This is a genomic window from Carnobacterium divergens (assembly GCF_900258435.1).
Classification (GTDB): Bacteria; Bacillota; Bacilli; order Lactobacillales; family Carnobacteriaceae; genus Carnobacterium; species Carnobacterium divergens_A.
In genome coordinates this window covers 1-24,157 of record NZ_LT984411.1, presented here as the reverse complement: position 1 = coordinate 24,157, position 24,157 = coordinate 1, and the positions used below count along the sequence as shown (strand labels likewise).

Sequence of the window (24,157 nt, the reverse complement as noted above, 5' to 3'; positions counted from 1 at the left end):
GGAGTTGATTTTAATAAAAAATCAACATCCCAACCTAACAAGGTTATTGCAACATATAAATAAAAATCCCAAGGAGTACCTACTTCTTGGGATTCTTGATTTGATTTTTTTTGTTGCTTCTCTGAAAATCTTGTGGCTTCTTGGATTTTTTTAGGTCACCAACTTGGAAATTATTATTTGAGAAAATTTTCATACAAACTGAATATATTTCAAGCATATCATTACCAACTCCAACCAATTTGCTAACTGTCTCACAGTCTTCTTCTAATCCACCTGTTTTCAGCATTGCGAATATTAAACTACGCATAATTTTTAGATCATTAGCAGTTAATTTACTTGAAGTTAATTCGCCATCTAAACGTTTTAGCATATCGTTTGTATCTTTTTCAAATTTTGAATAATCATCATCATACACATCCGCAATATATTCCATAGATTCCATATGAAAATCTACAGGGAAAAATTGACCACGAATTTTTACTTTTTCACTCGAATCAATATCATCTAATTTTATACCGTAATCAGATAATTTAGCCATTTTTCTTGTCCTCCTTAAGTTTCCCAGTTGGTGGCACTTCTTCTAATTGTGCTTCTTCAAAAATTGGAGTTGTAATAAATTTTTCTAGTGTGATTAGATTAGCACTTTCACGTGTTGAATCAAAAGCCGAATTAATAACATCATTATAAAGTAATCCAACCGCCACAAATGCTGCACTTACATCTTTAATTTCGGTTTCCTCTTCGGCTGTAGTATATTCAGAATCAACTGTATTCGACAACTGAACTTTTGGATACCATACAGCCATCCGCTCGCCACCTTCAATTCTTCCAACAAATCCAAAAGCAAAGTAAGGAAGTTCCTTAGCTTTACTTGTATTAAATACAACACCTTTTGTAGCGATTAAATCATTCATTTTATCTAATATTTCAATAGGCATACCTACGTGATCTAATGACAATTCATGTTTAGTTTGACGTCCAACTCGTCTAAATAATTTACTTGATGCCCATTTTTCTAAAACTGAACCATTTCCTTTAACACCTAATTTAGTAGCAATCGGCAAACGATAAATTTCTTTATCATAAACTGGCGCACTTGTCGGTGTATCAGGCGTTGTCATGAAATTAATTAAAATATCATCAATTCCCTCAAAATAAAGAACTTTGTTACTCATCAATAATCACCCTTCCATTTCCTTAATAATTTTTTCAGTCATAATATTTTCAATTTGTTTTTGATTTTGTTCCCATGTACTCGCTGCAAAGTGTTGTGCTTTTTGTTGTTTCGTTCCATTTTCAGCAAACCTCCAATAAAAAGCAGTCCCTTCAAAAGTGACCGTCACTTGTTCATTTTCAAGGGTTACCTTGATGTGATCTATCATGTGTTTTTTCTTTAACAATGATTTAGGAATTACAGGAAGTAACTTGGAAACATAAAAATTTGCAGCTTCTTCTAAAGATTCAAGAGTTACTTTTTTCGATACCTTTGCTAATTCTCCAAGTTTTCCAGACATTTCCTCAAATCCATTCTGATTAGTCGGCATTTTCAACACACCTCACATTTGTATAAAAATTTGTAATAGTCGCATCATTTTCATCACCTTGGATTGAACCAAACGGACTAAAAGGGATACAATATTCATTTAATATTGAACGTATTGGTTTCAAATCATTTTCTTTTCCACTGGTAAATAAAGAAATTTGATACAGCGGTAATGACCTAAATATTCGATTACTGGCTCTTTTTTCTGACTCACCAATAAATGAATAAACAATATAGGGATAAACAGCAGTTGTAGGAGCATAATCCCGATAGACTTTGTAGGGTGTTTTTTTCAGAATAGAAACCAACTCTTTTAAATTAATCGACATGTGCCAAGCTCAACTCCATTTCGTGGTCATCTTCATTCCAAAATATACGTGTAATTTGATAAACAACGTCTAAAATTTTAATTCTATTTCTCGTTTCTGTAATCGAACGATCCATTGATATTTTGATTCGTTTAACAACCTCACGCTTATCTTGTCTCGATTGATATTTTTCAGTTGATGTAATACCCAAAGAGTTATAAAAAACTACTCTCTTAAATTTATATGCAATAATTGGACGGTCATCTTCATCCACTTCATCATCATTTAAAATTAATAAATCAGCTTTCCATTTCTTTTTATTCGTCAGTCTCTTCGGCATCGTATACCTCCAAAATAAAAAATGGTGTCATTGCATTTAAAGCTTCATCAAGTTCTTTTTCTGCAACTCGATAGTCATAAAAAATACCAGCACACATGATAACCAAGTATTCACTTTGTTTACCAGTTGCTTTTTGCACATATTTTTGACCTTGTTCAAGATAAAAAGAAAGCATAGAATCATCCATGCCTTCTTCAAATTGAATATGGGATTTTAGTTTCTTAACTAAGTTATCCATAATTATTCACCGCCAGATGGTGGCGTTACTTTTTTAATTTCATATTTGTAAACAGCTGGTTCAAACGGTGAATAAATCAATTGACCATCTAATAAATTGTAGATTTGGAAACCAACTTTATTTGTTCCGCTAAATTTCTCAATTAATTTTTGAATTTCCATAGCACCAATGACATCTTGAATTTTAAATGCTGAAAAATCACCAAAGTATAAGATTGGCGTATCTGGTTCGCCCTTTTTATCTGCTGCATCAGTAAATTCAACTGGATAACCAACTAATGTTCCACCAATACCACTTTCCGCTTGTGTCATAGGACGTAATAATGGGAACCCATCGGTTGTTTTCATTTTTTCAATTACAGTTAAAGCAGCACGATTAATGATAAAACGACCTTTTTTCATTACTTCTGTAACTGGTGTGTTTTTGAATTCAATCAATGCATCATACATTTTTTGTCCTGCATCTGCAGCTGTTAAATCTACTGCAATTGACGGTGTAAATTCAACTGCTTTTTTAGCTAATGCTCCTGGGTTTTCATTTCCTGAATCATCACCATTAAACATGTAGTTAATTTCTTTACGCACGTAAGCTTTTTTCAATTCTTCGATTACGATATCTTCAATAGGTGCGCCAGTCATTTTTAATAATTTTTTTGTAACAGTTGCCAATGCATCAAATTCAGCTGGATCAAGAGCAACTTCATCAAATTCGATATCAGTCTCTTTAATTTCAGCACCACGTTCTTTTTTATTAACGTTTGCCTCTGCTTTTTTAACTAGGAATGGATACTTAACATCCCCAGCAGTTTTTACAACAGTGCCGTATTTTCGTAATAAATTTTCTTCTTGTGCATAGGTAATGATTTCACTAGCAATAATTTCTGGAACAGTTACCGAACCGTTACCAGTTACGATACCAAGTGAACGAGCTTCTGTTTCATCAATTTGACCCACAACAAATTTTGCAAACGCTGAACGTATTTGTTTATTTTTATTTTCATCTCTTTGATGACCACGAGCATTTAAACCTTCTGCAATGTTTGCATTAATGCGACTACGTTGTTCAGGCGTTAACATTCCAGAACGATTTTCAGCTGAATCATTTTCATCATCACGTGTTGCATCATCGTTTTCATCTGTTGTATTATCTTCGGTAGTCGTGTCTTCATTATCATCAGTAGTATCATCCAAATTAGCAATTTCATCTGCCAATGCTTGAACTTCCTCTACTAATGTTGTCACTTCTTCTTCAACTGCTGCAATGTCATCTTCACGAATTTCATTTTTTTCTAATTTAGTACGTAATTCTCCTAGTCGTTTTTCGCTACGAGCTTTCATTTGTGCTAATAATTTTTTATTCATTTGGCAAAACTCCCTTAATTTTTTTTATTAGTTTTAATCGTGTTTCAATTGCATTTTTATCTTGTTTCCCACGCATTACTGCCGCTTCTGTATCGTCATAAGCTGGAATCGATACAATCGAAACCTCATATAATTCAACTTCTAAAATGGTTCGCAATACTGGGTCAGAATCCCAATCAAGTTCTTCTTTTGTAATAAAAAAACCAAAGCTACATTGATTGATGTCACCACGTTCCATCGATTCAACTAAGTCATTGGCATATGAATTATTCGGAATATCTACTTCAAACTTCAAACCACGTTCATCTTCAAATAGTCTTAACGTTCCAGACTTTGTACGACCAAGAACTTTAGACCAATCGTGATTAAATAAACAACGGACATCCCCTTGTTCTGATAACGTCTTTGAAAATGCATTGGGTACAATAATTTCGTCAAACCCTTCCCACAAAGTTGTTCGAGAATTGAACATGGCAGCATAACCACCTAATGTGATGGAATTAGAACCTTCTTCTAAACTACGTGTTTTCAATTCTGAAATATCAAACGTCCGCATCATCTGTTTTGGCATTATTTTCACCTCCCTTCAACGAATCATCCGTAGCGTTCTTCTCTCCGATTTTCGATAAATCATTTGAGATATAAATCGCTTGTGATTGTGGTGTATTTTGTTTTGGCAATCCAAGAAACTCATCAGCAACAATATCTGGGCTTGTAATACCAGTTCTAACAATGTTATATGCGATATTTGTTTTAACTGAATAAGGAACAAAATCAAGGATATTGATTTTCCATTCCACTCGATATCCACTTTTTGGGTCAAAAAAAAGAGCCGAGTAATGCTCGCTCTTGTTTTTTAATATTGGTTTAATTGATTTGTTGTGTAGATACATCATCGCTTTTTCAAGGTCACTCTTCATCAATGATTGGTAAGTGTCTACGTTGATTCCTAAAAATTTCCCTAAATCTTTTTTGTATACTCCCAAATAATTTAATATCACTGCATCATCTACAGGGCTTTTTAAAATGTCAATATTGTATCCTTTACCAAGCGGAATCATCTTGACAGAATTAGAATCATCAATGGATTCTAACTGATTCAATATTTTTTTAACTAGTTTTGATTGCGCTCCATTAGACGGGTTTATGTGGGCATCTAGTTTAAGCATAAAAGCTAGTAAACCACCTTTTGTGTATTTATCCGTCAAAACTTTTTCGGCGCTCATAACGCCTGATAATGTGTTTTTTGCAAGCTGTAAAATACCCACACCTTGTTGTGCATTTACTCCCATATTTTTTACATGTCGGATCTTATGCCCTGGCACTGCTTGACCATTTATTTTAAAATGTTCAATTAAATTATCATCCAATTCGGTATAAACGTTTGTGGCTAAATGTAAATTATCACCATCTAAGATTGGAAAATTTTCACCATTAATTAATAGAGCATTTGTTTCCAACTTTGCGAATTCATGACCTGTTAAATAATTATTTGGATTCCGCAATATTTTTAATAGAAAATGATTAGGAACTTCGTTGCCATCTGGACCAATTACAACTGGTTCAGCAAGGGCAACTTGATTTGAAATATCTTGCATCAATTCATAAACATCACTTGATTCCAAAATAGATTCATCGTTAACAATGCGACCACTATATCGAATTGAATTTCCAAACATATCTTCAAACCAACCACGTTGTTCAACTTTTTTCATTAAATAATTTGAGAAGCTATCTCGTAAACCCAATTAATTTCACCTCCTCCCTAAATTTATTGTTCGGTTATTGACACATTAATTTTTTTGGCCATAATTTATTGTTCGGTTTTACCGATACAATTCATCTAAATAGTCATCCATATTATCTAAATCAATATCTTCCATCTGCATCATGGTTTCTTTATGGGCAATTACAAAAGCAATATAGCCATCAATTTTCTTTTCTGATTTATTCTTACTTGCAGCTTTCATCCCATTAAAATTACGCCCCATAATTACATTCAAGGTACAATAAATAAACAGCGGATTGTCTGTCTTTATCCGTTGCTTATAAAATAATATTTCCGAATCATCAATTGGTGCATTCACCACATTTGGATATTGTGCAACTGAAAAACAATCAATACCTAAGTTTTCGCATTTATCAATTAAAGTAGCTGCCATCGCTGGATCATAATTTATTTGTTGAATGTCGTACAATTCCATACATTCTTTGATGTATTCTAGAACCATATTTTGGTCAATCATTTTCCCATCACATAACATGACAAAACCTTTTTCAGCTAATTCACCATACGGAACATTGTCCGCTGCTTCTCGTTCCTCCAAGTTATCATCTGGAATGAAATACATTTGCTTAACTTTTAGAAAAGCCTTTCCTTCATCGTCAATAACTGGAAAATTTAAATTGACACATGTTAAATCGTTGATTTTTGAAAGGTCCAATCCCATCCAACAAGATTCACCTTCCAAATTTCCCAATTCTGCGGTACTTACCAAACATGGTTCCACTTGTTCGTTATCAAAATAATTTTCAGACGAGTTAACAAATACATCTAAATGCTTCGCTAAAAACTCACCTTTACTATTACTTGATTTGTTAGCTGAAATAAAAGCACTTTCCAATGCTTCCATAGAAACAGACACGCCAATGTTTGGGTTAACCATTTGCCAAACGTTACGATCTTCCCAATCATATCCTTTATCTGGTTCATAGATTAAAACCAATTTAGTATCATCGTCATCATTTTTAAGTGTGTCTTTTGCTTCTTTATAGATTCGCATACCAACACTTGTTGAACCTTTACCAGCTGTACTAATATTAAACATGATAGGTTCATCACGATTTATCTGTGCAGATTTAAAGTTATCGTATTGTTCCATATTTTTTTGAATATGAAGCTCATCATTTAAAACAAAGTGAGGATTTGAACCCTCAATTGATGCGATATTTTTTGACATTACAATGAACTTATTTTCATAAGCTATTCCCTCGATGGTGTAACGATAAATCGCACTTGATATTGCGCCTTTTTGGCCTTTAAAAATTTGACTACAGTTATAAAGTGAATCATTATTCATTATGGTTTGTGCAAAAGGACTAGCAGCAGCTTGTGCTTGTTCAAAGTTGGAAGCACAACAATAACAATCTGCTCCTTTTTCGCCTTCACCATACATGGCGTAAGCTAAACCACCGATAGCCAGTAATGTTTTACCGTTTTTCTTTGGAACTTGCCAATAGACTTCTCGAATTACACGTACTGCTTTACCATGTTCATTGTATTTTTGCCAACCATATAGTTGAGAATAACCAAACTTTTGCCAGGGTTCTAAAACTAAATACTCCCCAGCTAAACTTCCTTTGATATGGCGGATATAAGATTCCATGAAATCCATTGCTTCATTTGCCTTATCAACATCAAACCAGATATCCTTACGCTTTTTCCATTTCTTATAGCGTTTAACAGCATCTTTAATTGTTTTAGAGTGTTTCTTAGGATTTTTCGTCACCATTTTTGCATATTGATCCGCATAATTAACGCCACGTTCAATCACATAAAACCACCACCTTTTGTATTTTTGGCATAATAAAAAGGCTAGTCGGAATGACTAACCTTTTGGTAAATATTATTACAACTCTTTATTTATTAATCTCCACTCTTCTTGAATGTAATTTTTCAATGCTGAAATCAATGGTTCTGCCTCTTTTGTTAACGAATATTCAACATCTTGACCATAATTTTCATTTATTTCTGATCTTCTCTTTGAAAAAATTTCAAGTTCTTCATTTACTTTTTCTCCTTCTGTATTTTCATAATTAATCCAAATTCCTAATTCATATTTAATAAACAATAACCTTTGGGCAATTTTTAATTCTCTCAATCGTTCATCAGTAATATCGGTAGTATTATTACCTTTTATCATTATATTCAAAAATAGACTTTCATATGAGACTTCCCAATATTCCATTATAATGGCAATAGTTTTATTCAAGCATTTAATTTTAAATTCTGTTAAACTTTTTAATCTTCTATTCTTTTTCCCCTGTATTAAAATCACTATTATTGAAGCTATACTTGTAACTGCTGCAACCGTACTTGTTATCGTAGTTATCATATTATCCATCTTAAACCTCCAATATTTAATAATATAATATTATCAAATATCTAGATATATAACAATCTAACCTTTCTTTCCCCATTTTTTACGATGTTCAGCTAATTCATCAACTACTGGTTCTGTTGGCTTCGTAACTTCATCACTTTTTGCTGACGACCCACCAATGATTCTTGTCGTTGAAGATGATTTATTGGTAAGACCTAATTTTTCAAGTGCTTTTAATTTCTTGTCACTCCAAACCTCAACTTGTTGAGCTAGGGGATGTTTTGATTTATTTGTTGCTTTTGCTTTATTTGTATATTTTTGAGTTTCTGGAAAACCTAAGTCACGCCATCTCAAATACATCGTTGTGTAAATTTCAAAAGTATCCAAATAAGATTCAAGTAATGGGTCCAAAGTGAGGGTATAAATACCAGCTTTATTCATGACATTCAACACACGCTTTTTTTCATCATTTACTTTCACATCAACGATTTCCATTAATTCTTTTTGTTTTTTTGTCGCCAAATACCTATACCCCCCTTTTGTTTTTTATTTTTTCGGTCCTACTCAAAGTTTAACTCCCTCTACCCTATCTCCCGCGAACAAAAATAAAATTATTTTGATAGGGGGGGATTGATTTGAAAATAGGAAGCAAATACCTTTTTTGTTTTTTCTTCATTCTCAACAATTGCATGACATTTAGGACAAAGCAACATAATATTATTAACATCAAGCTTCAATGTCGGATTCTTTTTAATAGGAATGATGTGATGACAATGTGCAGTCTTACCAAACACAAACTTGTGGCATCGCTGGCACTTACCTTTCTCACGCTCATACACATCAGCTCTAACATCTTGCCAAGCATCTGTTACATAGAACGATTTGTTCTCATGATGGTAGATGTCCTTGCGCTTCTTAGAACGTCTAGTAACCACATGGTCTAAACAGTAAGCACCTTTCTCAACCTTGTTTGTACACCCATTAAACTGGCAATACTTCATCGTCATCATCACTGAATAATTGAGAATCAATAAACGAGATAATCTCTTTCTTGGTTTTAATCTCATTAGGGATTTCCAATTCATTTGCTGCAGCATATTCTTTTAATTGAGCAACCTTCATTGATTCTAAATCTGGACCATTCACTTCATCAACAACCTTACCATTGATTGCTGTAAAATCTTTACCAGTTGCCATATCCACATTGATCGTTACATTTGCTTTTAAACCTTTATGAATCATTGTTTCTGGATCAGTTGTAACTTCAAAATCTGGCTCGGTACCATGAGGAACAAATCTATTCTTTTTCGCTTCATTGTCCCAATACTCTTTTCCTGTTGCTGACTCTCTAACCAATACGTTCATTTTAGTATCTCCCTTCAATAGTAAAAGACAACCACCCAAATTGGAGGATTGTCTTTTTATTTTTATGCGCTTTTCTATACTCTTATAATAATCGATAATTACAATAGATTCAGCAACCTTAGGGTGAGTATCCTAAAGGTTGCTTTTTTCTATTTAATCCATTCATCTAGTACATTTATAGTTTTGGATAAATCTGAGTGACGTCTTTTAATATAGTTATAGCTGTAATTCAATTCATAGGCGATACCTTCTAGTGTCATTCCCTCGATATACTTTTTCCTTAATATCTCTTGGTCAATTCCATTAAAGGTATAAACAAGTTTAATTAATGTTTCTCGTTGTTCTTTTTCATATTTTAAATTACTTTCTAATTTAGCAATGACTTCTTCAACCTGAGCGCCTTTTGATTCTGCAGTAAGTCTGACATGAGATAAGTCTCCACCAGTCCATCTCTTTAGTTCATTTTTTGTTTTATCAATTTGATATTCAAGATATTTTATTCGATCTTCAAGTTGTTGGTAATCTTTTAGCCACTCATACAATCTCTAATCACCTCACTTTTCAATAAGTTTTATAACCGATTCAATCGCATCGTTAAATCCTTGTTTATAAGCCACATTAATTTCAGCATCTTGATTATGCTTCATTTCTTTAATTAATTGAAGTAAATCTATAATTGTATATACTGACCATACAATATAAATTAAGGTGATGATATTTAAAATAAACATTATTTTGTCACCTCTACTTTTTTAACGAATTCAGGAAGTGTCCTTTCAGCAACATTCATTGCGGTAAACTCTGCGGTTTTGATATGAGGAGGAAAAAAAGCATTGTCTATCACAACTATTTCATAATGAAATGTAACTCTGCATTCTAAATCGTAAAAATGAAACGAAAATTTTTCATAGTCATTTCCATTTGGAACAGATTCTCTCATTATTTTAAACATATTGTTTATATTAACAGAATGGATATCTCCATTTTCAAACATACTGACAAGACCAGTAACCGTATGTTCAATTAACAATTGATACATATCTGGAGTTACTTTGATTTTTTCGAATTCAGCCATTATTCTTCCACCTCTTTTAATATGGTAACTTTATAAATAATTGATTTAATGATTCTTCCAAATGCTCCCTCAATATCCGTCTCTTTGGGTTCAACCCCTAAAATAATATCCTAAGGCTTGGTAATTGGTTATGCATTCAATCAAATCATGTTTATCAATTTCTAGTACATCAATTTCTTTTAATTTCATATTTTTACACTCCTTTATAAAAAAAGTGCCACTACTTTTTGATAATGCCACTACTTTGCCACTACTTTTTTTTTGAAAGTATGGACTGGATGAGCCTTAGAGCCACATAGGATACAACCTTATTGCCACTACTTACCCTACTTTTTTTTCTTACTTATAAAAAAATAAAAGAGAATATAGTATATATAAGTAATATAAAGAGATTTTGATAAAAAGTAGTGGCAGCACTATAAAAGTAAGATGAACCTTAGAGCCACATGGGATTGACCAGTCCATACTTTTGTTTTAAAAGTGGTGGCAAAGTATGGACTTTTTATAAAAGTAGTGGCATTTTAATTTTCTTCATTTAATTTATATACTTTGTATCTTTGACCGACCATTCTTCTTTCTTTTATATCATAACCTTTCGACTTCAACCGCTGTGTGAACTTGGTGTGGGAGAACGGTTTTGAACCAAGCGCATCGCAATACTTGCAATATTCTTCATAAGTTGCTTTTGTTGTCATATCTTCGTTTACTCCTTCGGATACGATAAACCCAATAATAGAATCAGATTCAACAAAGTATTCTTCTGTAAATTGCTCAACGGTTTCAGATTTAGAAAGTTGGCCACCATTGTTCATAATCCGTTCCATCGCTGTTAAGGCAACATTTAAAAGATAGGACTTCGCATTTGCAGAAGAAAGCTTTTCATCAATTTTTGGATCACTTTTTTTCACTTTATTTTCACATGGAATAACGACAATGCGCCTGGCAATTCCGCCTGTCTTATCTTTAAAGGTCGGCATTTCATTAGCGGTAAATATTAGAGTTGCTTTATTTTTTAGTTTGTATGGTTTTGAATAAATGGGCCGAACCATGATAGTATTTCCAGAAGCCAATGTTTTAAAGTTCATTGATTTTTCCATGTATCCAGAATCGATATCATCACCAACGTTGACAAGCTTACCTTCCATCTCCATTACACTGGTTTGGTCATTAAATTGTTCCAGGGCTAAGTTCAACCCTAAGTCACCAACAAAACTATTAATCATTTCTAAAAAGGTAGATTTACCATTTGCTGCAGTTTGGCCAATTAAGAAAAATACTTTATGAGGAAACCCTTTGGTCATTAAAATATGACCAAGTAGTTCCTCCACAATCAATCTTAAATCTTGTTTATCACTGACTAAAAAGTCCAAGAACTCATCTACCGTTTTATCATAAGCTTCTGGATCATAATCAACATCTAATTTAAACGGTGTAAATTCTTTAGAAGACATAGGAATAATTTCCCCACCATCTAACATATAATTATTATTGAACTGTATTGGAAAATCTGTTTTTTCAATTAGTTCACCTTTGATTGGCAATAGGTCCATTAAGTTTTTATGCTTCGCTGGTAAAAGCTTAATTCTCTTATCGATAGCTCTCAATAACTTGTTCTTGTCATTTATCCAATAATTATCTTCCTTATGAAAGATGGACCCATTAAATATTTTAATGTCTAATTCCTGGGCCAATGCTTCACTGGTCATAATCATGTCTTTGGGATTTAAAAATAATTTTTCTCTTACTTCTTTATCTAAAACCGAATTAATCAATGCGCTTATTTCAGTTTGCTTTAATGATTCTTTAAAAACATGTTCATTAATAAAAGTTGCAATTCGTGACAATGTATCAGCATCCACCTCATACATTTCACGAACTGCTAGCAAGTGAGTAAATAAAGCTGTGTTTCTACCACCTTCACCTAAATCAGATAAAATTGTTTTTAATTTGTGAGGAAACAATTCAACTGGTAAATATGGAAGGTCGTTCCACATTTCAAAGGTTCCGCTAATTTTACGCATGACACCATTTCTTTTAATGGTGACCGTTGCTTTGTTACCTGTCTTATAATCTACTTGACACCCAACGTTTGTAATGTGAGCTGTTTTTTTACCAGACCAGTTTTTTATCACAATCGGATGACCGTTGATTTGCTCTGGCTTTTTATAGTAAAGGTGGATTCCCTTTTCTGTTTCCACTGTAAAGGTTGGGTATCGCTTAGCTAATTCTCGACCAATCTCTGGATACTCATCGAAATCAACGACTACTGTTTCATTGTTTAATACAACAGCAGCATCTGAAAGTTTGGTTACATCGGTATAGAAATCACTTAAACTTTTTTGATCTGGAACTTTTTTATCTGGATGCAATTTTATAAAATTTAACACATTCAATTCTCACCGCCTTACTTATAAAATAATTTGAATCATTTGTTTTTTATTTCTTTATCAACGTACCAACTAATCAATGTTAGCAGTAAGAACAAAGCAACTGCTGATAAGAGCAATAATGAATACGCCCCTAAAAAACTAATAATACTTACAACAACTAAAACTAAGAAACTTGCTAAAACACTTCCAACCAGTCCATAAACAACATGTCTCATTTTTCTATTCTCCCTCCAACAGTTCAAAATTATCAAACTTGTTGCCGATGACTTCAATTTCACGACCTTTATTATGCCCATTAGCTAAATGATATAAACTCCAACAGCCATGATTTCTAACTCCTACCGCATCAAAACCGCATGACGTTTCAGAATATCCAACTTTCCATTTTTCTTTACCATCATGAATAAAGTCTTTATCAAAAATATCTTCGCGATTTTTATCATCTATCCCAGTGTACTGACTCACTGTCTCAGGAATCACTTCACGACAAAATTCATGTAACTTTTCCATCGGATAGGCGACATCGTCACCTAAAATCAGAGTAATCATAAAAACTCTTGTTCCAAAACCATTAGGAACAGGAACACCATAAACCCATTCGTCAGTATCGATTGCTTTCCCTCTAAACTTAATTTCTCTCATGACCTAACCCCTCCATAATTTAAAATATTTCTTTCTCTGCTACTTCAACGTACCAGCTTAAATCAATGTCTTTTTTTGTTGCTAAAGTGCTAGTTAAAAAATGCTCTGGACTATTTCTTATTTTTGAATACAGTTCATCTTTGATTTGAAATACTCCACCAAATTTATTTTTAGTAGTGGCTACTCCACAAACAGTACTGTCCATATTCTTGTATTGCGTATTTGATCCACTGCCTATTTTTTGAACAATCTTTTCAGTATCTTTTGATTTAGTTCCTACAAAATAAAAGTCTTCTATGCCTTTATCTTTAAATTGCTGTACCATAAAATCTTGAACTTTGGTACCATTTAACGCATTCTCTAAAAGTGAATTCCGAATAATAGGCATTGAATTATTTAAATAATTTGAATCTTTGTAAATTCCAGTTTTAATAAACTTTCCATCTTCTGTTTTAAAAATATAATTGTTTACATTTCGTTGATGGACCATTGTAATTTTTTTAAATGATAAGTCTAAGCCATAATGGCTAGCCCACATATTGCTCACATCCACGATTAAATCGTAAAATTCAACATTGTACTTAACCACAATGCCATCGGTGTTGGTTTGAACAACTTCACTGATAAAGTTTTCCAGTAATACAATTAAATGTGTCATGATTAATTGTCCGTTGACGGTCACATTATAAAATTTATTTGGATCATACAATGCGGAATAAGGATTGTTCATTGCTCCTATCGTAGCGTTAATGATTGTTTTATATATTTCTGACTTTTTTGTGTCTACCTCTTCGTACTCTTTTTTCTTTTGATAAATTTCTCGGTAGATTTCTTTATTTTTGATACCACTGCTAAACCAATCATTTTTCAATGCTAGTGTTGGATAAAATGCTTTTGCATCTATATATAAGAAGAAACCTTTTCTTTTATATTTCTCTTTGGCCCCATGTGATCCACCAAATCCAAAAGTATGCGTTAAATTATTTAAAGTCATTTTAATATTTTCATTCTTTAAAGAATCATCAAAGCTAGCTTTATACTTTGTCTTGATTCGCTCATAAAAATGAATCAAATCTTTTGGCAACTCATTTAGTGGGATACGTTCATCAAAAGTATATAAAAGTGTATCAGCTCGTTTGGGTTGTTTAACAGCTCCTAAAATTTCTGCAGCTAAACCAGCACGAGTTTTTTTTATTGATTGTGCATTTAAATTAAATTCTGAAACAATTTCAAATTTCGTTTCAAAATATTCTTCCCGTTCTTTCAAGATGTGTTCGCAAATTTCAATCCGATTCATACAGTAGTCATAAACAGTATTAGAAATTTTTAATAGCTTAGTGTAATAACCGATTTCTTCTATTGAAGCATTTCTAATTTCTTGAGATAAATCAATTGAAAGGTTTTGTTTTAAATATTTGTTTTTTCCATCGGATAAAAGTAAAGCAATTTCACGATCAAAAGTTGCATAATTATCATAGCTGACTAAGATGCCAGCAGATTCAAGAGCCTTTAATAGGCTCTCTTTATCTGTAGCTTTTTCAATTCTTTCACCAGTTTTGAAGACAAACATAAATTGATCGTTCCTTTTAAAAAACCAGTAAAACGTGAACATCAGAACACCTCATCCTTAAAATGGAATATCTTCATCTGATATATCGATTGTTTGGCCACCAGCTGTAGCGAATGGATCATCGTTATTTTCCTCATCTTCGTATCCAATAAAATCAAAGTTACGATACGGATTTGATGGGTCTTTTTTATTCGGACTAGAAACAATTTTTAATAAAAACTGACTGCCAATTGCTGGTTGTAATCCTTCAACTAGTGAGTGTTCATCTTCCCAATCATCATTACTTAACTCAACTTCAAATACAGAAGCTGCTTGTGCCATCGATTTAATGGCTTTATTTGTAACAAATTCACTACCTGTTCCAAAAAACATACCAACAAATTCTTTACGTCCAGCTAGCTCCCCAGCAATTACTTCACATTCTAAACTTACCCATTCAGTTCCTGTACGATCTGATACTTTGTGACTGACACTATTCAATACCATGTCATACTCACCATCTGGCAAGTTGTTGTTAGAGTTGTTTGGGCTATCTTTTTTTGGATCAAACCCTTGTAAAATTTCTTGTGCTTTATCTGCTAATCCCATTAATAAAATCTCCTATTCATAATTAATTTATTTTTTTGATTACTTAAATCTTTGGTTTAATTCGTTTTGTTGCGATTCCACTTGCAGCAGGTTTATTCTTTTCAATTTTATTAATTGGTGCGGAAACTTTTTCTTTTTTGTTATCAACCTGTTCTTTGGGTTGTACTGCTTCTGATTTTGGTTCTGATTTTGTTGGTTCACTTTCTTCTGTTGCTGCTAAAATATCTTCACGTTTTTCAAGTTCTTTTACGATTTCGTCTTGTTGTTTCTTAGTTGTTTTAGCTGACTTACCGAATACACCAGTAATCGTATCAAGAATTTTAAGAATCTTTTTATCATCGACTTGTGAACGATCATAGTCTTTTCGTCTTGCTTTCACTACTCGGATATAATTTTTCCCAACTTTTTTACATTGAATAGATAAATCACAATTTCCGTTTACAATGTTTTGATGTTTTTCTTTTAGTGATGGAATTTCAATTTCTGTTTGGCCTTCCATTTTTGAAGCGTTACGTGAAATATAAATGACATTCATTGGTAAAGCTTTCAGTTCAATTACCAACTGTTGGAAAATATTAGTAAATGCTGCATAGCCTTTTCCGTATCCGATATCTCCCAAAGTTTCCACGCCTTCTTTGTCACAAATATACTGTTCAATCATTACGATAATATCATCGATAACATCTAAAATAATTGTTTCGTAGCTGTGCTTTTCACTTTGCAAGGCAGTTAACAATTTATCTAACTGATCAATGACACTTCTTGTGATTTTTCCATTCTTATCCTTAATGTTCCGCAATTGAACACTTGGAATTGTGTTTGCTTCTGCATTACCATCTGTATTAAATACCAATGCATTGGGAAACTGTGAAGCAAGGAATGATTTTCCTCCCATAGTTGGACCCCAGATAAAGAAATTGCGTGGTGTATCTTTTGGCGTTTGTGGTTTGTTTGGTGGTAAAATACTCATTAATAAATTCCTCCTTCAACAACATCTTTTACTGCAGCAAATTCTTCTACATAAGTGACCAAGCAATATACTCCAAATTCTTTATGGACTTTTTCATCATAAGTGACACGATTAATGGTTCCTTTTGTGTCTTTATGATTTTTTTTCATATCCTCTTCTGCTTCCTTTCGTGTTGATGCATAAAATTGGGTAGTCGTTTTTAATGGTTTGATCAATTTATTTTCCTCCTCAAATTTCCATATTATTTTTAACTGTAATTTTTACAAAACCTTTTTTATTTGAAACTTTTGTATAAGAATCGTAAACATCTGGTTTTTCTTTTTTTAATCTGGAACTATCAATTGTTCTTGATGTTGTAGGTAGTACACGAGTAATTGATAGTAAATCCGTTTCAAACTTCTTGATATCGTTCTCTTCCATTTTTGTGTACAATTCTTGTTTTAATATCTTTTGTTGCGCTTCAATATGCTTGGCTTGTTCTTTGATATTGACAATCTTCATTTCAAAACGTTCAACCCTTTTGGCCAATTTCTCCATATCGTTTCCGTACGTATAAAATTCAGTTTCATTCATTTTAGGATTATCTTTTATAGCTTGTACTCGAATCCAAAATGTTTCTATAGAATCTAGTATTTTTTGAATGTAATCATCGTCTCGTTCAATTTCTTTTATTTGTAAATTTTCACGATCAAATTCTAAATCAAAATCACTAGGTCTTTTATACATCGCAAGCCAACCGACCTCTATATTCATTTGTTTCATATAAAGTTGCATTTGCGCTTCATAAACTTTAATAGTAGGAGATGCGCCATGTGTTTTGATTTCTAGCAACAATCCTGTATCTTCATCGTAGCCATCAACATTAGATCGTATCCAATTTTCTTCATCAACAAATGTTTCTGGTCTAAAATGTAGACTGTTAACAGTATTGATGTATTCTCTAATCATTGGCTCCATCTTATTACCATAATTTATATATGGGTTCGATTGAAAATCTGATTTTACTATTTCAGCTTTTTCTTTAGCTAGCTCATATTGTGTTTTATACTTGGATAATCCTAAAATAACTGGCACATCTGAACCACCTACATATACATTACGATTCTCTGTTACATTTGGATCAACCTTTTCTACTCCGAATAAATTACTCATAAGCTTTCACCAACTTTTTCAACTTCATCTATGCTGACAACTACCCTATCTCTGTTGTCTAGTTCTACTACAACACTGCAGTTTAAAACTTTGAATACTTTAGCTTTGAACATACTTCCATTTTTTTTAGAACAAGTGACAATATCCCCACTTTCTAAGTCTGTATCTATTTTAATTCTCGGCTTCTTTGAATTAGTAATGGACGGTTGCGTGTTCACTACTGCAGATTCAAATTGTTTTGGCATTGAAACCACCTACCTTTTACATTTTAGTTTTCATATACAAGTTTTCAGAAAAATCTTCTTTGTTCTCTAATGCTTGATATATGGCTTGTTCAATTGTATTTTTTGTGATAAACCGATACATGGTGACTTTTCTAGTTTGGCCATTACGATATGCTCGGCCCATTGCCTGTGAATAATCTTGATAACTATAAGTTGGTGTATAAAAAACGACTTCATTAGCGTATTGCAACTCTATTCCAGCACTACCAGCCATATATTGAATGAGTGTTACCGTATTTTTTAACTGTGCCCAACTCTCTTTTTTAGGCAGTGAACTAACATGGCCATTTACTTCAAATATTTTTTTGTTTTTAATTACTGTTTTTAGTGCTTCAAGTTCTGACTGATAATAATAAAAGATGACAATATTATTTTTAGTCCCCTCACAAAGCATTGAAATGTAATCAAGTTTATCTTTAACGTTTGCATACTGACGTAACCCATGTGCTAATTTAGGAGCTGTATCATAATCAATTTCATTAAATACTCGGTCTTTTAAAATCCTTGCATATTCAACTGATTTCTTGAATGGTACATCTTTAATAATTAATGGTGGTAAGTCCAACGCTTCATTCTTATTAATTGAAACGGTAAATGAATTGTAATAAGATTCTAAAATATCCTCATTTTTCCAACCGCTGATTTTAGGAATATTCCGAGTGCCTAAATACATGGTTCCCCATTCTGCAAATTCATTTGTCATTTCTTTTTTATTTTTGAAATATCCAAAAGCAATCATATAAGTGAAGGTGTCTTCCCATCCGTTGCTTGCTGGTGTAGCAGTCAATAAACAAAAATTAGTTGCATAGCTCATAATTTTTAATGCGGCTTTACCTCGTTCACTAGTTGGGTTCTTGATATAATGAGCTTCATCAAAAATAATATGCCAACCTTTGTATCGATCTAGTGATTTATTAATTTCTCTTTTTCCATTACGTGTTCGGCCATTAAATAGTTTTCCATAACTCAATTGTTCAAATTCAATAGAAACACCATAATAATCACAAAACATTTGTATATCTCTTTCCCATCCACCTTCATTTATTTTTTGAGGTGGCGCTACAATGAGTAGTGGTTCTCCATCAGACCACTTTGCATAATGATGGATTGCTGTTAAGGTTTTGCCTGTTCCTGTATCCATCGCTAATAAATAAGAAGGGTCTATTTCATCAAGAATTTTCTTCTGAAATTTATATAACATTGTTGGATTTGAGCATTGAGGAAACATCTTCCACACTTCTTGCAACAAAAGCAATCCCTCCTGCCTTGTTGATTTTTTTAATTTTACTTTTTTGAAGTTCGGAAACAACACCGCCATTGGGTCTTTTAACTTCTACCGCAATAAATCTTCCGTTAACACAAGCTAGAATATCTGGCGTACCAGACGGTTGATAAGCTGAACCATGAACTTTTAAATAATAAGCTCCAATTGAATCCAAGTATTTTTTTATTTTTTGTTCAACTAGTTTTTCTGAACCAGCCATTTATTCTTCATTCACTTTAATTTGTTTAAAGAAGCTTGTTTTAAATGGCATAGCTGAAATTTCTGATTGTGTGAATTTAGATTGAAAAGCTTGTATTTCAAATTTATCATCTAGAGAATATTTTTTTAATTCTTTATCATAATTTAAATAAACAGAATACATTTCAAAAGAGTCTGGTGCTTTTAAATAAAATTGCTCTTCTTTAGGAAGCTTGATAGTCCAAAGTTCTCTAAAAGCTAAATTCATATTAAATCTAATGCAAGCATTACCATGTTGATCAATTAAGTTATTTCCGTTTGTTCCTTTTCCTACTATTAAATAATCAAATACGTTATGTGGTGCTACTTTAGTTCCCACTGGTAACTTATCACTTTCTACCATTGCTACAATCTCACTAAATTTATAATGTTTCGATTCATCAATTTTTGTCATTTTTTCTAACTCCTCTAAATAATATTTCATCATGTTTGAAAACATTGTTTTTCCTTGATTTCTTGGCATTACCATATAGGCACGATCAGTAGGCAACTTCGTACATCTACGTACAATATCTTGCCACTGTTCGTCATTATAAAATGCGTTAGGATTAAACATTATTTACTCACTCCCATTTTCTGTGGTATACTTTATTCAAATAATTTTTACTAACTGACTGACTAGGGCTGGTATCCTTAGTTGGTCTTTTTTATATCTAAATGCCAATAATTAGATTCAAAGAATATTTGCTTAAATCCATTCATACAATATGATTCTTTTATCTTTTCTTTTAATTTTCTTTTTTCAGCCATAGCACTATTGGATCCACCAACGTTTCCAAATCGTTTTAGAAATCTGATTTTAAACTCAGAATAGTTATCCGCTGTAAATGATAATATAGTCGGTGCGTTTAACAGTCGGCTACCTGCTGTAATTTTTAACGTGTACATATTTTCTTCACCTCCCTTCATAATTCTTCAATCCGATTCATTAAGTCTTGATGCATCATGCTTGCGTAACTATCTTCTGGATAAGCTGTAGATAAATCGTTTGCTATTAATTCCAAACGTTTCTTATTTGCTCTTGCTTCATTGATACGTTTCTTAAAAGTGCTGATATCACTCACTGTCATTGGTCATTCCCTCTTTCTTAATTAATACCGCCCAGTATTATTTTTTAATTCCATTCAGAAATTACTTTAATAATTTCGTCTCTTAAATATCGTTTCTCTTTACCGAATGATAATTCAGTCAACCAGTAAGGTTTGCGACCATTAGGACGTACTCTCTTAAATGGTTTGATTCGTGTATCATCCAAAATATTATCTTCCAAATACTGTTCATCCATATCCGTCATCTTACAAAGGGTTTCTTTATTCACTGAAATGTAATCAATTGGATCAAGTAATTCTTTAATCGTATCTTGAATGACTGATTTTATTTCTTTCTCGTTTGCTGTGACTTGAAACATTGTTAATCACCTCCACATCATCTTATTTTGTAATACTCAATAAGTGCTGTTAGTGTTTCATGAGCTTTCTTACTTTGATTCTTTCCTGTTAGATAATCATTTAAGTCTTGTTTATTAACATTGAAATAAGTAGCTACACTGATAAGTGAAATCCCCTTATTATCAAAATAATTACGAATCTTCTCTCTCGCTGTACTTGTATCTGGCACAATTAAGACCTCCTTTTTTATAATTTGTAAGTTAATTTAATAGAATTCAACAATTTTGTTGACTTGAATTATAAAATACGATACTATTAATACATAGTTAATAAGCCTAATGCATTAACCTTTTAATTACGTTGGGGAACGTTTTAAGGTCTATTTAGTCGCTTTTTTTCTATCAAATTAACTTACACGATTAGTATATTATAAAATAAGATACTTGTAAAGTGTTTTGTTGTAAAATACGATACTTATTTTGTAAGATATTAGGAGAATGCTGATATGTCGCTGTTAGAACGAGTAAAATTTTTAGCTAATAAACAAAAAATATCTCTAAAAGAACTAGCTTTAAAATTAGGAATGGGTGAAAGTGCAATTTACAAATGGGACAAAAGTGCTCCTTCAACTGACAATCTAAAAAAAGTTGCTGATTACTTTGGAGTTTCTACTGACTACTTGTTAGGCAGAGACGAACCAGAAATAATTGAGGATGAAAAATTAAAAGTTATTGCATCGCATATAGATGATGATGTGACTGAAGATGATATGGAAGAAATATTAAACTTTATTGAATTTATTAAAAGTAAAAATAAGTAGGTGTGTGGATGAATCGATTAGAAAAAATAGTAGATGATAATCAACATTTGGATTTCAAATTTAACACTTCTATGAATAGTAAGCATGGTGCTTTTATTTACGGAAATAATGTTTACGTTAATTCAAAACGTGGATATAAACAAAATATAGCTGATATTGCTGAAGAAGTCGGTCATGATAAAACATCAGTTGGTGATCTATCTTGTTTAAATACTATTGAAAAATGCCAACAAGAAGCACGTGCTAGACAATGGGGTTACAGATACTTAGTCCCATTAGATGATTTAATCGTATGTTATAAGCTGGGGTTGCGTGAGTATTGGGAGGTTGCAGAATTTTTAGAAATACCACCTGCTTATTTATGGGAAACAATTAATTATTACCGCGATACAAAAGGATTAGTATTTTACTATAAAGACTGCCAATTTGTCTTTGGAAGGTCAGATAGTTTAAAAATTTATTTTAATTAAAAGGAGATTGTAATGAAAAATAAAAAAATTACTATTATAAGTTTAATTGGTATTTTATTAGTTGGTGGTTCTACATTTTACGCTTTTAATAAAGCTCAAGAAACAAATAGAGAAAAAACAGAATTAGCACAAAATAAAATTGATAAAGCTAATAAAAAGAAACAGAATAAAATTTTAGCTGAAAAGAAAAAGTTAGAAGTTGAAAAGAAAAAACTTGAAGATGAACAGAAAGCTAAACAAGGAGAGCTAGATCTTTTAAAAGCTGAAAATAAATCAACTGAAAGTATCCAAGAAGAGTCAGACTCAAAAGAAAATTCTGCTAATGAATCTGAAATAAGCACAGTTAATGACAATACAGTAGATAACACAGATGTTGGAAAAGAAACTATTAATGATATTCCTCAAAGAAAAGGACCTATTGTGTCAGATTCAACCACTGTAGATGATTCACAATCAGTAATAAAAGAAATTGAAAACTACTATAACTTAAAAAGAACTGAAACAATAAATAAAAAAAGAAATCAAGTAATGCAGTGGAAAATAAATGGTGAAGTAAATTGGAGTGATGAGTTAATTAATTCCTCACTCCAGGACTTTGAAAATTCACTACCGACTATCACTTCTTATCGTGCAGAAACATTAGAGTATGCAAAAGTCTTAATCGACAAAGCCTTTGATGATAGTTATAACTATATGTTAAATAAATAATTACAACCAATTGAAAGGATGTGGTTCTACCTACACCCCACTCGTTTAATATACCGCCCAGTATAGAATGAGGGATGAACATGACAAAATTAATAGCTTCAAAAAAATACAAATATATTTACACTTACCGCAATACTAAAAATGAAGAAAAATGGAAAATTCGTTGGACCTATTATGATATTTACGGAAAAAGAAAAGAGTTATCTCGTGAAGGTTTATCCAGTGAGAATGAAGCCTACAAACTATTATTAGAAGCACAATCAATGGTTCAACAAGGACAATCTAAGATGATTGATTATGATAATATGAAGGTTAATACGTGGATGCAACTGTGGTATGAATCTCATTCTGAATGGAGTGAAAGTACCAAACGACAACGAGAAATGGCAATTCGTTTACAGATTAATCCATTGATAGGTGATTACAAATTATCTAAGTTGGATAAAATCACCTATAAGCAAGTATTCATCAATAGGCTTCTGGAAGACTACAAACCATCAACGGTTAGATTACTGCATTCTTTATTTAAAATAGCAGTCAATGAAGCAGTTGAGGATGAAATTATTAGTCGTAATAGGTTTGGTCGTATTAAGATTCCAAAACCTAATAAAAAAGTAAAACACTTAACTGCAGCTGAATTAAGTACTTTTATAAGCACTGCTAAACGTATTGAGAACTTAACGAATTATGTATGTGTTTTGGTACTTGCTTATTCTGGTATACGACGTGGTGAACTATTAGGTTTACAATGGGAAAATATTGATTTTAGTAACAATCAAATTACTATCAATTCTACTCGTGATAACAAAGGAAACCGTAAACCAAAAACAGATAACTCTTACCGTACTGTATTAATGGATAGTCAGATAATGGATGAACTGAAAAAATATAAATTATGGTGCCAAAAGAAACATTTATCTTTTGGTCTTAAATTTAAAGAATCTAACTTTGTTTTTATATCTGATCAAAAAGGTACACCTATAGCAGATAATACAATGATGTATTCATTTCGTAGAATTGTTAAACATTGTGATTTAGACAATGTTCATCCTCATATGATGAGACATACACATGCGACCTTACTTTTAGAATCAAATAATCGACCAAGTATCAACTCGGTTGCAGAACGTTTAGGATGTACTCCAGAAATGATAATGAATGTTTACGCTCATGTACTAGAATCGATGCATCAAGAATTGGTATCAGCTTTTAGCAGTTCAATCGCATTGTGAGGAACTCTGTGGGGATAAAAATATAAAACACCTATAATCATTGATATAACAGACTTTTGACGTTGAATAAAATTCTACAACCGTTAAT

37 protein-coding genes are annotated in these 24,157 nt (G+C 32.2%); 4 read left to right on the top strand and 33 right to left on the bottom strand.

The window, feature by feature from the left end; genetic code table 11:
* Nucleotides 1–79: 79 nt before the first annotated feature.
* The 33 genes from CDIMF43_RS00175 to CDIMF43_RS00025 form a co-directional block, all read right to left on the bottom strand.
* Nucleotides 80–538 (bottom strand): hypothetical protein, encoded by a 459-nt coding sequence (locus CDIMF43_RS00175; RefSeq protein ID WP_109840858.1) that lies wholly within the window; start codon nt 536–538, stop codon nt 80–82.
* Nucleotides 531–1,178, bottom strand: a complete 648-nt coding sequence (locus CDIMF43_RS00170; protein ID WP_414022381.1) for a major tail protein — start codon at nt 1,176–1,178, stop codon at nt 531–533. Before CDIMF43_RS00170 ends, CDIMF43_RS00175 begins: the two co-directional genes overlap by 8 nt.
* Nucleotides 1,179–1,181: 3 nt before the next feature.
* The gene (locus tag CDIMF43_RS00165) at nt 1,182–1,544 is read right to left on the bottom strand and encodes an HK97-gp10 family putative phage morphogenesis protein (protein WP_109840856.1); all 363 of its coding nucleotides are present in this window, start codon (nt 1,542–1,544) and stop codon (nt 1,182–1,184) included.
* Nucleotides 1,534–1,872, bottom strand: coding sequence for a hypothetical protein (locus CDIMF43_RS00160; RefSeq protein WP_109840855.1), 339 nt, complete (start codon nt 1,870–1,872; stop codon nt 1,534–1,536). Before CDIMF43_RS00160 ends, CDIMF43_RS00165 begins: the two co-directional genes overlap by 11 nt.
* Entirely contained in the window at nt 1,862–2,191 is a 330-nt protein-coding gene (locus CDIMF43_RS00155; RefSeq protein ID WP_109840854.1) for a phage head-tail joining protein, read from the bottom strand. Before CDIMF43_RS00155 ends, CDIMF43_RS00160 begins: the two co-directional genes overlap by 11 nt.
* Nucleotides 2,169–2,429 carry a head-tail connector protein gene (locus CDIMF43_RS00150; protein WP_109840853.1) on the bottom strand — a complete coding sequence of 87 codons (261 nt, stop codon included), beginning with the start codon at nt 2,427–2,429 and terminating at the stop codon, nt 2,169–2,171. Before CDIMF43_RS00150 ends, CDIMF43_RS00155 begins: the two co-directional genes overlap by 23 nt.
* Before the next feature lie 2 nt (nt 2,430–2,431).
* Nucleotides 2,432–3,790, bottom strand: a complete 1,359-nt coding sequence (locus CDIMF43_RS00145) for a phage major capsid protein (RefSeq protein WP_109840852.1) — start codon at nt 3,788–3,790, stop codon at nt 2,432–2,434.
* A complete protein-coding gene (locus CDIMF43_RS00140) occupies nt 3,783–4,361 on the bottom strand; it encodes an HK97 family phage prohead protease (RefSeq protein WP_109840851.1) in 579 nt (192 codons plus the stop codon). The genes CDIMF43_RS00145 and CDIMF43_RS00140 overlap by 8 nt, the downstream gene beginning before the upstream one ends.
* Nucleotides 4,333–5,538: a phage portal protein gene (locus CDIMF43_RS00135; protein WP_167554799.1), complete on the bottom strand. Its 1,206-nt coding sequence runs from the start codon at nt 5,536–5,538 to the stop codon at nt 4,333–4,335. The genes CDIMF43_RS00140 and CDIMF43_RS00135 overlap by 29 nt, the downstream gene beginning before the upstream one ends.
* A 78-nt stretch (nt 5,539–5,616) precedes the next feature.
* Nucleotides 5,617–7,344: a terminase large subunit gene (locus CDIMF43_RS00130; protein ID WP_109840850.1), complete on the bottom strand. Its 1,728-nt coding sequence runs from the start codon at nt 7,342–7,344 to the stop codon at nt 5,617–5,619.
* Nucleotides 7,345–7,419: 75 nt separating this feature from the next.
* On the bottom strand, nt 7,420–7,914 hold the full coding sequence (locus CDIMF43_RS00125; RefSeq protein WP_109840849.1) for a hypothetical protein: 495 nt from the start codon (nt 7,912–7,914) through the stop codon (nt 7,420–7,422).
* Between the two features lie 57 nt (nt 7,915–7,971).
* Nucleotides 7,972–8,415 (bottom strand): P27 family phage terminase small subunit, encoded by a 444-nt coding sequence (locus CDIMF43_RS00120; RefSeq protein ID WP_109840848.1) that lies wholly within the window; start codon nt 8,413–8,415, stop codon nt 7,972–7,974.
* A gap of 89 nt (nt 8,416–8,504) precedes the next feature.
* On the bottom strand, nt 8,505–8,894 hold the full coding sequence (locus tag CDIMF43_RS00115; protein ID WP_109840847.1) for an HNH endonuclease: 390 nt from the start codon (nt 8,892–8,894) through the stop codon (nt 8,505–8,507).
* A complete protein-coding gene (locus tag CDIMF43_RS00110) occupies nt 8,875–9,258 on the bottom strand; it encodes a hypothetical protein (RefSeq protein WP_109840846.1) in 384 nt (127 codons plus the stop codon). The genes CDIMF43_RS00115 and CDIMF43_RS00110 overlap by 20 nt, the downstream gene beginning before the upstream one ends.
* A gap of 149 nt (nt 9,259–9,407) precedes the next feature.
* On the bottom strand, nt 9,408–9,800 hold the full coding sequence (locus tag CDIMF43_RS00105; protein WP_109840845.1) for a hypothetical protein: 393 nt from the start codon (nt 9,798–9,800) through the stop codon (nt 9,408–9,410).
* Nucleotides 9,801–9,812: 12 nt separating this feature from the next.
* Nucleotides 9,813–9,989 carry a hypothetical protein gene (locus CDIMF43_RS13575; RefSeq protein ID WP_162532887.1) on the bottom strand — a complete coding sequence of 59 codons (177 nt, stop codon included), beginning with the start codon at nt 9,987–9,989 and terminating at the stop codon, nt 9,813–9,815.
* Entirely contained in the window at nt 9,989–10,333 is a 345-nt protein-coding gene (locus CDIMF43_RS00100) for a hypothetical protein (protein WP_109840844.1), read from the bottom strand. Before CDIMF43_RS00100 ends, CDIMF43_RS13575 begins: the two co-directional genes overlap by 1 nt.
* A gap of 521 nt (nt 10,334–10,854) precedes the next feature.
* Nucleotides 10,855–12,720 (bottom strand): phage/plasmid primase, P4 family, encoded by a 1,866-nt coding sequence (locus CDIMF43_RS00095; RefSeq protein ID WP_109840843.1) that lies wholly within the window; start codon nt 12,718–12,720, stop codon nt 10,855–10,857.
* Between the two features lie 38 nt (nt 12,721–12,758).
* Nucleotides 12,759–12,938 carry a hypothetical protein gene (locus CDIMF43_RS00090; protein ID WP_109840842.1) on the bottom strand — a complete coding sequence of 60 codons (180 nt, stop codon included), beginning with the start codon at nt 12,936–12,938 and terminating at the stop codon, nt 12,759–12,761.
* A gap of 4 nt (nt 12,939–12,942) precedes the next feature.
* The gene (locus CDIMF43_RS00085) at nt 12,943–13,365 is read right to left on the bottom strand and encodes a YopX family protein (RefSeq protein ID WP_109840841.1); all 423 of its coding nucleotides are present in this window, start codon (nt 13,363–13,365) and stop codon (nt 12,943–12,945) included.
* A 19-nt stretch (nt 13,366–13,384) separates the two neighbouring features.
* Entirely contained in the window at nt 13,385–14,935 is a 1,551-nt protein-coding gene (locus CDIMF43_RS00080; protein ID WP_233218265.1) for a hypothetical protein, read from the bottom strand.
* A gap of 57 nt (nt 14,936–14,992) precedes the next feature.
* The gene (locus CDIMF43_RS00075) at nt 14,993–15,523 is read right to left on the bottom strand and encodes a single stranded DNA-binding domain-containing protein (protein ID WP_109840839.1); all 531 of its coding nucleotides are present in this window, start codon (nt 15,521–15,523) and stop codon (nt 14,993–14,995) included.
* 43 nt (nt 15,524–15,566) lie between these two features.
* Nucleotides 15,567–16,493 carry an AAA family ATPase gene (locus tag CDIMF43_RS00070; protein WP_109840838.1) on the bottom strand — a complete coding sequence of 309 codons (927 nt, stop codon included), beginning with the start codon at nt 16,491–16,493 and terminating at the stop codon, nt 15,567–15,569.
* Entirely contained in the window at nt 16,493–16,708 is a 216-nt protein-coding gene (locus CDIMF43_RS00065; protein ID WP_109840837.1) for a hypothetical protein, read from the bottom strand. Before CDIMF43_RS00065 ends, CDIMF43_RS00070 begins: the two co-directional genes overlap by 1 nt.
* Nucleotides 16,709–16,721: 13 nt before the next feature.
* The gene (locus CDIMF43_RS00060; protein ID WP_109840836.1) at nt 16,722–17,645 is read right to left on the bottom strand and encodes a lambda-exonuclease family protein; all 924 of its coding nucleotides are present in this window, start codon (nt 17,643–17,645) and stop codon (nt 16,722–16,724) included.
* Entirely contained in the window at nt 17,642–17,890 is a 249-nt protein-coding gene (locus CDIMF43_RS00055; RefSeq protein ID WP_109840835.1) for a hypothetical protein, read from the bottom strand. The genes CDIMF43_RS00060 and CDIMF43_RS00055 overlap by 4 nt, the downstream gene beginning before the upstream one ends.
* Nucleotides 17,891–17,906: 16 nt before the next feature.
* The gene (locus CDIMF43_RS00050) at nt 17,907–19,130 is read right to left on the bottom strand and encodes an SNF2-related protein (RefSeq protein ID WP_109840877.1); all 1,224 of its coding nucleotides are present in this window, start codon (nt 19,128–19,130) and stop codon (nt 17,907–17,909) included.
* Nucleotides 19,120–19,413 (bottom strand): VRR-NUC domain-containing protein, encoded by a 294-nt coding sequence (locus CDIMF43_RS00045; protein ID WP_109840834.1) that lies wholly within the window; start codon nt 19,411–19,413, stop codon nt 19,120–19,122. The genes CDIMF43_RS00050 and CDIMF43_RS00045 overlap by 11 nt, the downstream gene beginning before the upstream one ends.
* The gene (locus CDIMF43_RS00040; protein ID WP_109840833.1) at nt 19,414–20,007 is read right to left on the bottom strand and encodes a hypothetical protein; all 594 of its coding nucleotides are present in this window, start codon (nt 20,005–20,007) and stop codon (nt 19,414–19,416) included.
* Nucleotides 20,008–20,084: 77 nt separating this feature from the next.
* A complete protein-coding gene (locus CDIMF43_RS00035; protein ID WP_135017104.1) occupies nt 20,085–20,360 on the bottom strand; it encodes a hypothetical protein in 276 nt (91 codons plus the stop codon).
* Complete coding sequence (locus CDIMF43_RS13570) at nt 20,357–20,521, bottom strand: hypothetical protein (protein WP_162532886.1); 165 nt, start codon at nt 20,519–20,521, stop codon at nt 20,357–20,359. The genes CDIMF43_RS00035 and CDIMF43_RS13570 overlap by 4 nt, the downstream gene beginning before the upstream one ends.
* Before the next feature lie 44 nt (nt 20,522–20,565).
* A complete protein-coding gene (locus tag CDIMF43_RS00030; RefSeq protein WP_109840831.1) occupies nt 20,566–20,859 on the bottom strand; it encodes a hypothetical protein in 294 nt (97 codons plus the stop codon).
* A gap of 17 nt (nt 20,860–20,876) precedes the next feature.
* The gene (locus CDIMF43_RS00025; protein WP_109840830.1) at nt 20,877–21,068 is read right to left on the bottom strand and encodes a hypothetical protein; all 192 of its coding nucleotides are present in this window, start codon (nt 21,066–21,068) and stop codon (nt 20,877–20,879) included.
* Between the two features lie 276 nt (nt 21,069–21,344).
* Between CDIMF43_RS00025 and CDIMF43_RS00020 the strand changes: the two genes are divergently transcribed.
* The 4 genes from CDIMF43_RS00020 (at nt 21,345) to CDIMF43_RS00005 (ending at nt 24,069) form a co-directional block, all read left to right on the top strand.
* Nucleotides 21,345–21,659: a helix-turn-helix domain-containing protein gene (locus CDIMF43_RS00020; RefSeq protein WP_109840829.1), complete on the top strand. Its 315-nt coding sequence runs from the start codon at nt 21,345–21,347 to the stop codon at nt 21,657–21,659.
* Nucleotides 21,660–21,667: 8 nt separating this feature from the next.
* Nucleotides 21,668–22,129 carry a hypothetical protein gene (locus tag CDIMF43_RS00015; RefSeq protein ID WP_109840828.1) on the top strand — a complete coding sequence of 154 codons (462 nt, stop codon included), beginning with the start codon at nt 21,668–21,670 and terminating at the stop codon, nt 22,127–22,129.
* 12 nt (nt 22,130–22,141) lie between these two features.
* Entirely contained in the window at nt 22,142–22,837 is a 696-nt protein-coding gene (locus CDIMF43_RS00010) for a hypothetical protein (protein ID WP_109840827.1), read from the top strand.
* Between the two features lie 80 nt (nt 22,838–22,917).
* On the top strand, nt 22,918–24,069 hold the full coding sequence (locus CDIMF43_RS00005) for a tyrosine-type recombinase/integrase (protein WP_109840826.1): 1,152 nt from the start codon (nt 22,918–22,920) through the stop codon (nt 24,067–24,069).
* Nucleotides 24,070–24,157 lie beyond the last annotated feature (88 nt).

Coding starts and splice junctions, on each gene's coding strand:
- CDIMF43_RS00175 (WP_109840858.1), bottom strand. CDS start 538: ATGGCTAAATTATCTGATTACGGTATAAAATTAGATGATATTGATTCG.
- CDIMF43_RS00165 (WP_109840856.1), bottom strand. CDS start 1,544: ATGCCGACTAATCAGAATGGATTTGAGGAAATGTCTGGAAAACTTGGA.
- CDIMF43_RS00160 (WP_109840855.1), bottom strand. CDS start 1,872: ATGTCGATTAATTTAAAAGAGTTGGTTTCTATTCTGAAAAAAACACCC.
- CDIMF43_RS00155 (WP_109840854.1), bottom strand. CDS start 2,191: ATGCCGAAGAGACTGACGAATAAAAAGAAATGGAAAGCTGATTTATTA.
- CDIMF43_RS00150 (WP_109840853.1), bottom strand. CDS start 2,429: ATGGATAACTTAGTTAAGAAACTAAAATCCCATATTCAATTTGAAGAA.
- CDIMF43_RS00145 (WP_109840852.1), bottom strand. CDS start 3,790: ATGAATAAAAAATTATTAGCACAAATGAAAGCTCGTAGCGAAAAACGA.
- CDIMF43_RS00140 (WP_109840851.1), bottom strand. CDS start 4,361: ATGCCAAAACAGATGATGCGGACGTTTGATATTTCAGAATTGAAAACA.
- CDIMF43_RS00125 (WP_109840849.1), bottom strand. CDS start 7,914: ATGGATAATATGATAACTACGATAACAAGTACGGTTGCAGCAGTTACA.
- CDIMF43_RS00115 (WP_109840847.1), bottom strand. CDS start 8,894: ATGAAGTATTGCCAGTTTAATGGGTGTACAAACAAGGTTGAGAAAGGT.
- CDIMF43_RS00110 (WP_109840846.1), bottom strand. CDS start 9,258: ATGAACGTATTGGTTAGAGAGTCAGCAACAGGAAAAGAGTATTGGGAC.
- CDIMF43_RS13575 (WP_162532887.1), bottom strand. CDS start 9,989: ATGTTTATTTTAAATATCATCACCTTAATTTATATTGTATGGTCAGTA.
- CDIMF43_RS00100 (WP_109840844.1), bottom strand. CDS start 10,333: ATGGCTGAATTCGAAAAAATCAAAGTAACTCCAGATATGTATCAATTG.
- CDIMF43_RS00090 (WP_109840842.1), bottom strand. CDS start 12,938: ATGAGACATGTTGTTTATGGACTGGTTGGAAGTGTTTTAGCAAGTTTC.
- CDIMF43_RS00085 (WP_109840841.1), bottom strand. CDS start 13,365: ATGAGAGAAATTAAGTTTAGAGGGAAAGCAATCGATACTGACGAATGG.
- CDIMF43_RS00080 (WP_233218265.1), bottom strand. CDS start 14,935: ATGTTTGTCTTCAAAACTGGTGAAAGAATTGAAAAAGCTACAGATAAA.
- CDIMF43_RS00075 (WP_109840839.1), bottom strand. CDS start 15,523: ATGGGATTAGCAGATAAAGCACAAGAAATTTTACAAGGGTTTGATCCA.
- CDIMF43_RS00070 (WP_109840838.1), bottom strand. CDS start 16,493: ATGAGTATTTTACCACCAAACAAACCACAAACGCCAAAAGATACACCA.
- CDIMF43_RS00060 (WP_109840836.1), bottom strand. CDS start 17,645: ATGAGTAATTTATTCGGAGTAGAAAAGGTTGATCCAAATGTAACAGAG.
- CDIMF43_RS00055 (WP_109840835.1), bottom strand. CDS start 17,890: ATGCCAAAACAATTTGAATCTGCAGTAGTGAACACGCAACCGTCCATT.
- CDIMF43_RS00050 (WP_109840877.1), bottom strand. CDS start 19,130: ATGTTATATAAATTTCAGAAGAAAATTCTTGATGAAATAGACCCTTCT.
- CDIMF43_RS00045 (WP_109840834.1), bottom strand. CDS start 19,413: ATGGCTGGTTCAGAAAAACTAGTTGAACAAAAAATAAAAAAATACTTG.
- CDIMF43_RS00040 (WP_109840833.1), bottom strand. CDS start 20,007: ATGTTTAATCCTAACGCATTTTATAATGACGAACAGTGGCAAGATATT.
- CDIMF43_RS00035 (WP_135017104.1), bottom strand. CDS start 20,360: ATGAAGGGAGGTGAAGAAAATATGTACACGTTAAAAATTACAGCAGGT.
- CDIMF43_RS13570 (WP_162532886.1), bottom strand. CDS start 20,521: ATGACAGTGAGTGATATCAGCACTTTTAAGAAACGTATCAATGAAGCA.
- CDIMF43_RS00030 (WP_109840831.1), bottom strand. CDS start 20,859: ATGTTTCAAGTCACAGCAAACGAGAAAGAAATAAAATCAGTCATTCAA.
- CDIMF43_RS00020 (WP_109840829.1), top strand. CDS start 21,345: ATGTCGCTGTTAGAACGAGTAAAATTTTTAGCTAATAAACAAAAAATA.
- CDIMF43_RS00015 (WP_109840828.1), top strand. CDS start 21,668: ATGAATCGATTAGAAAAAATAGTAGATGATAATCAACATTTGGATTTC.
- CDIMF43_RS00010 (WP_109840827.1), top strand. CDS start 22,142: ATGAAAAATAAAAAAATTACTATTATAAGTTTAATTGGTATTTTATTA.
- CDIMF43_RS00005 (WP_109840826.1), top strand. CDS start 22,918: ATGACAAAATTAATAGCTTCAAAAAAATACAAATATATTTACACTTAC.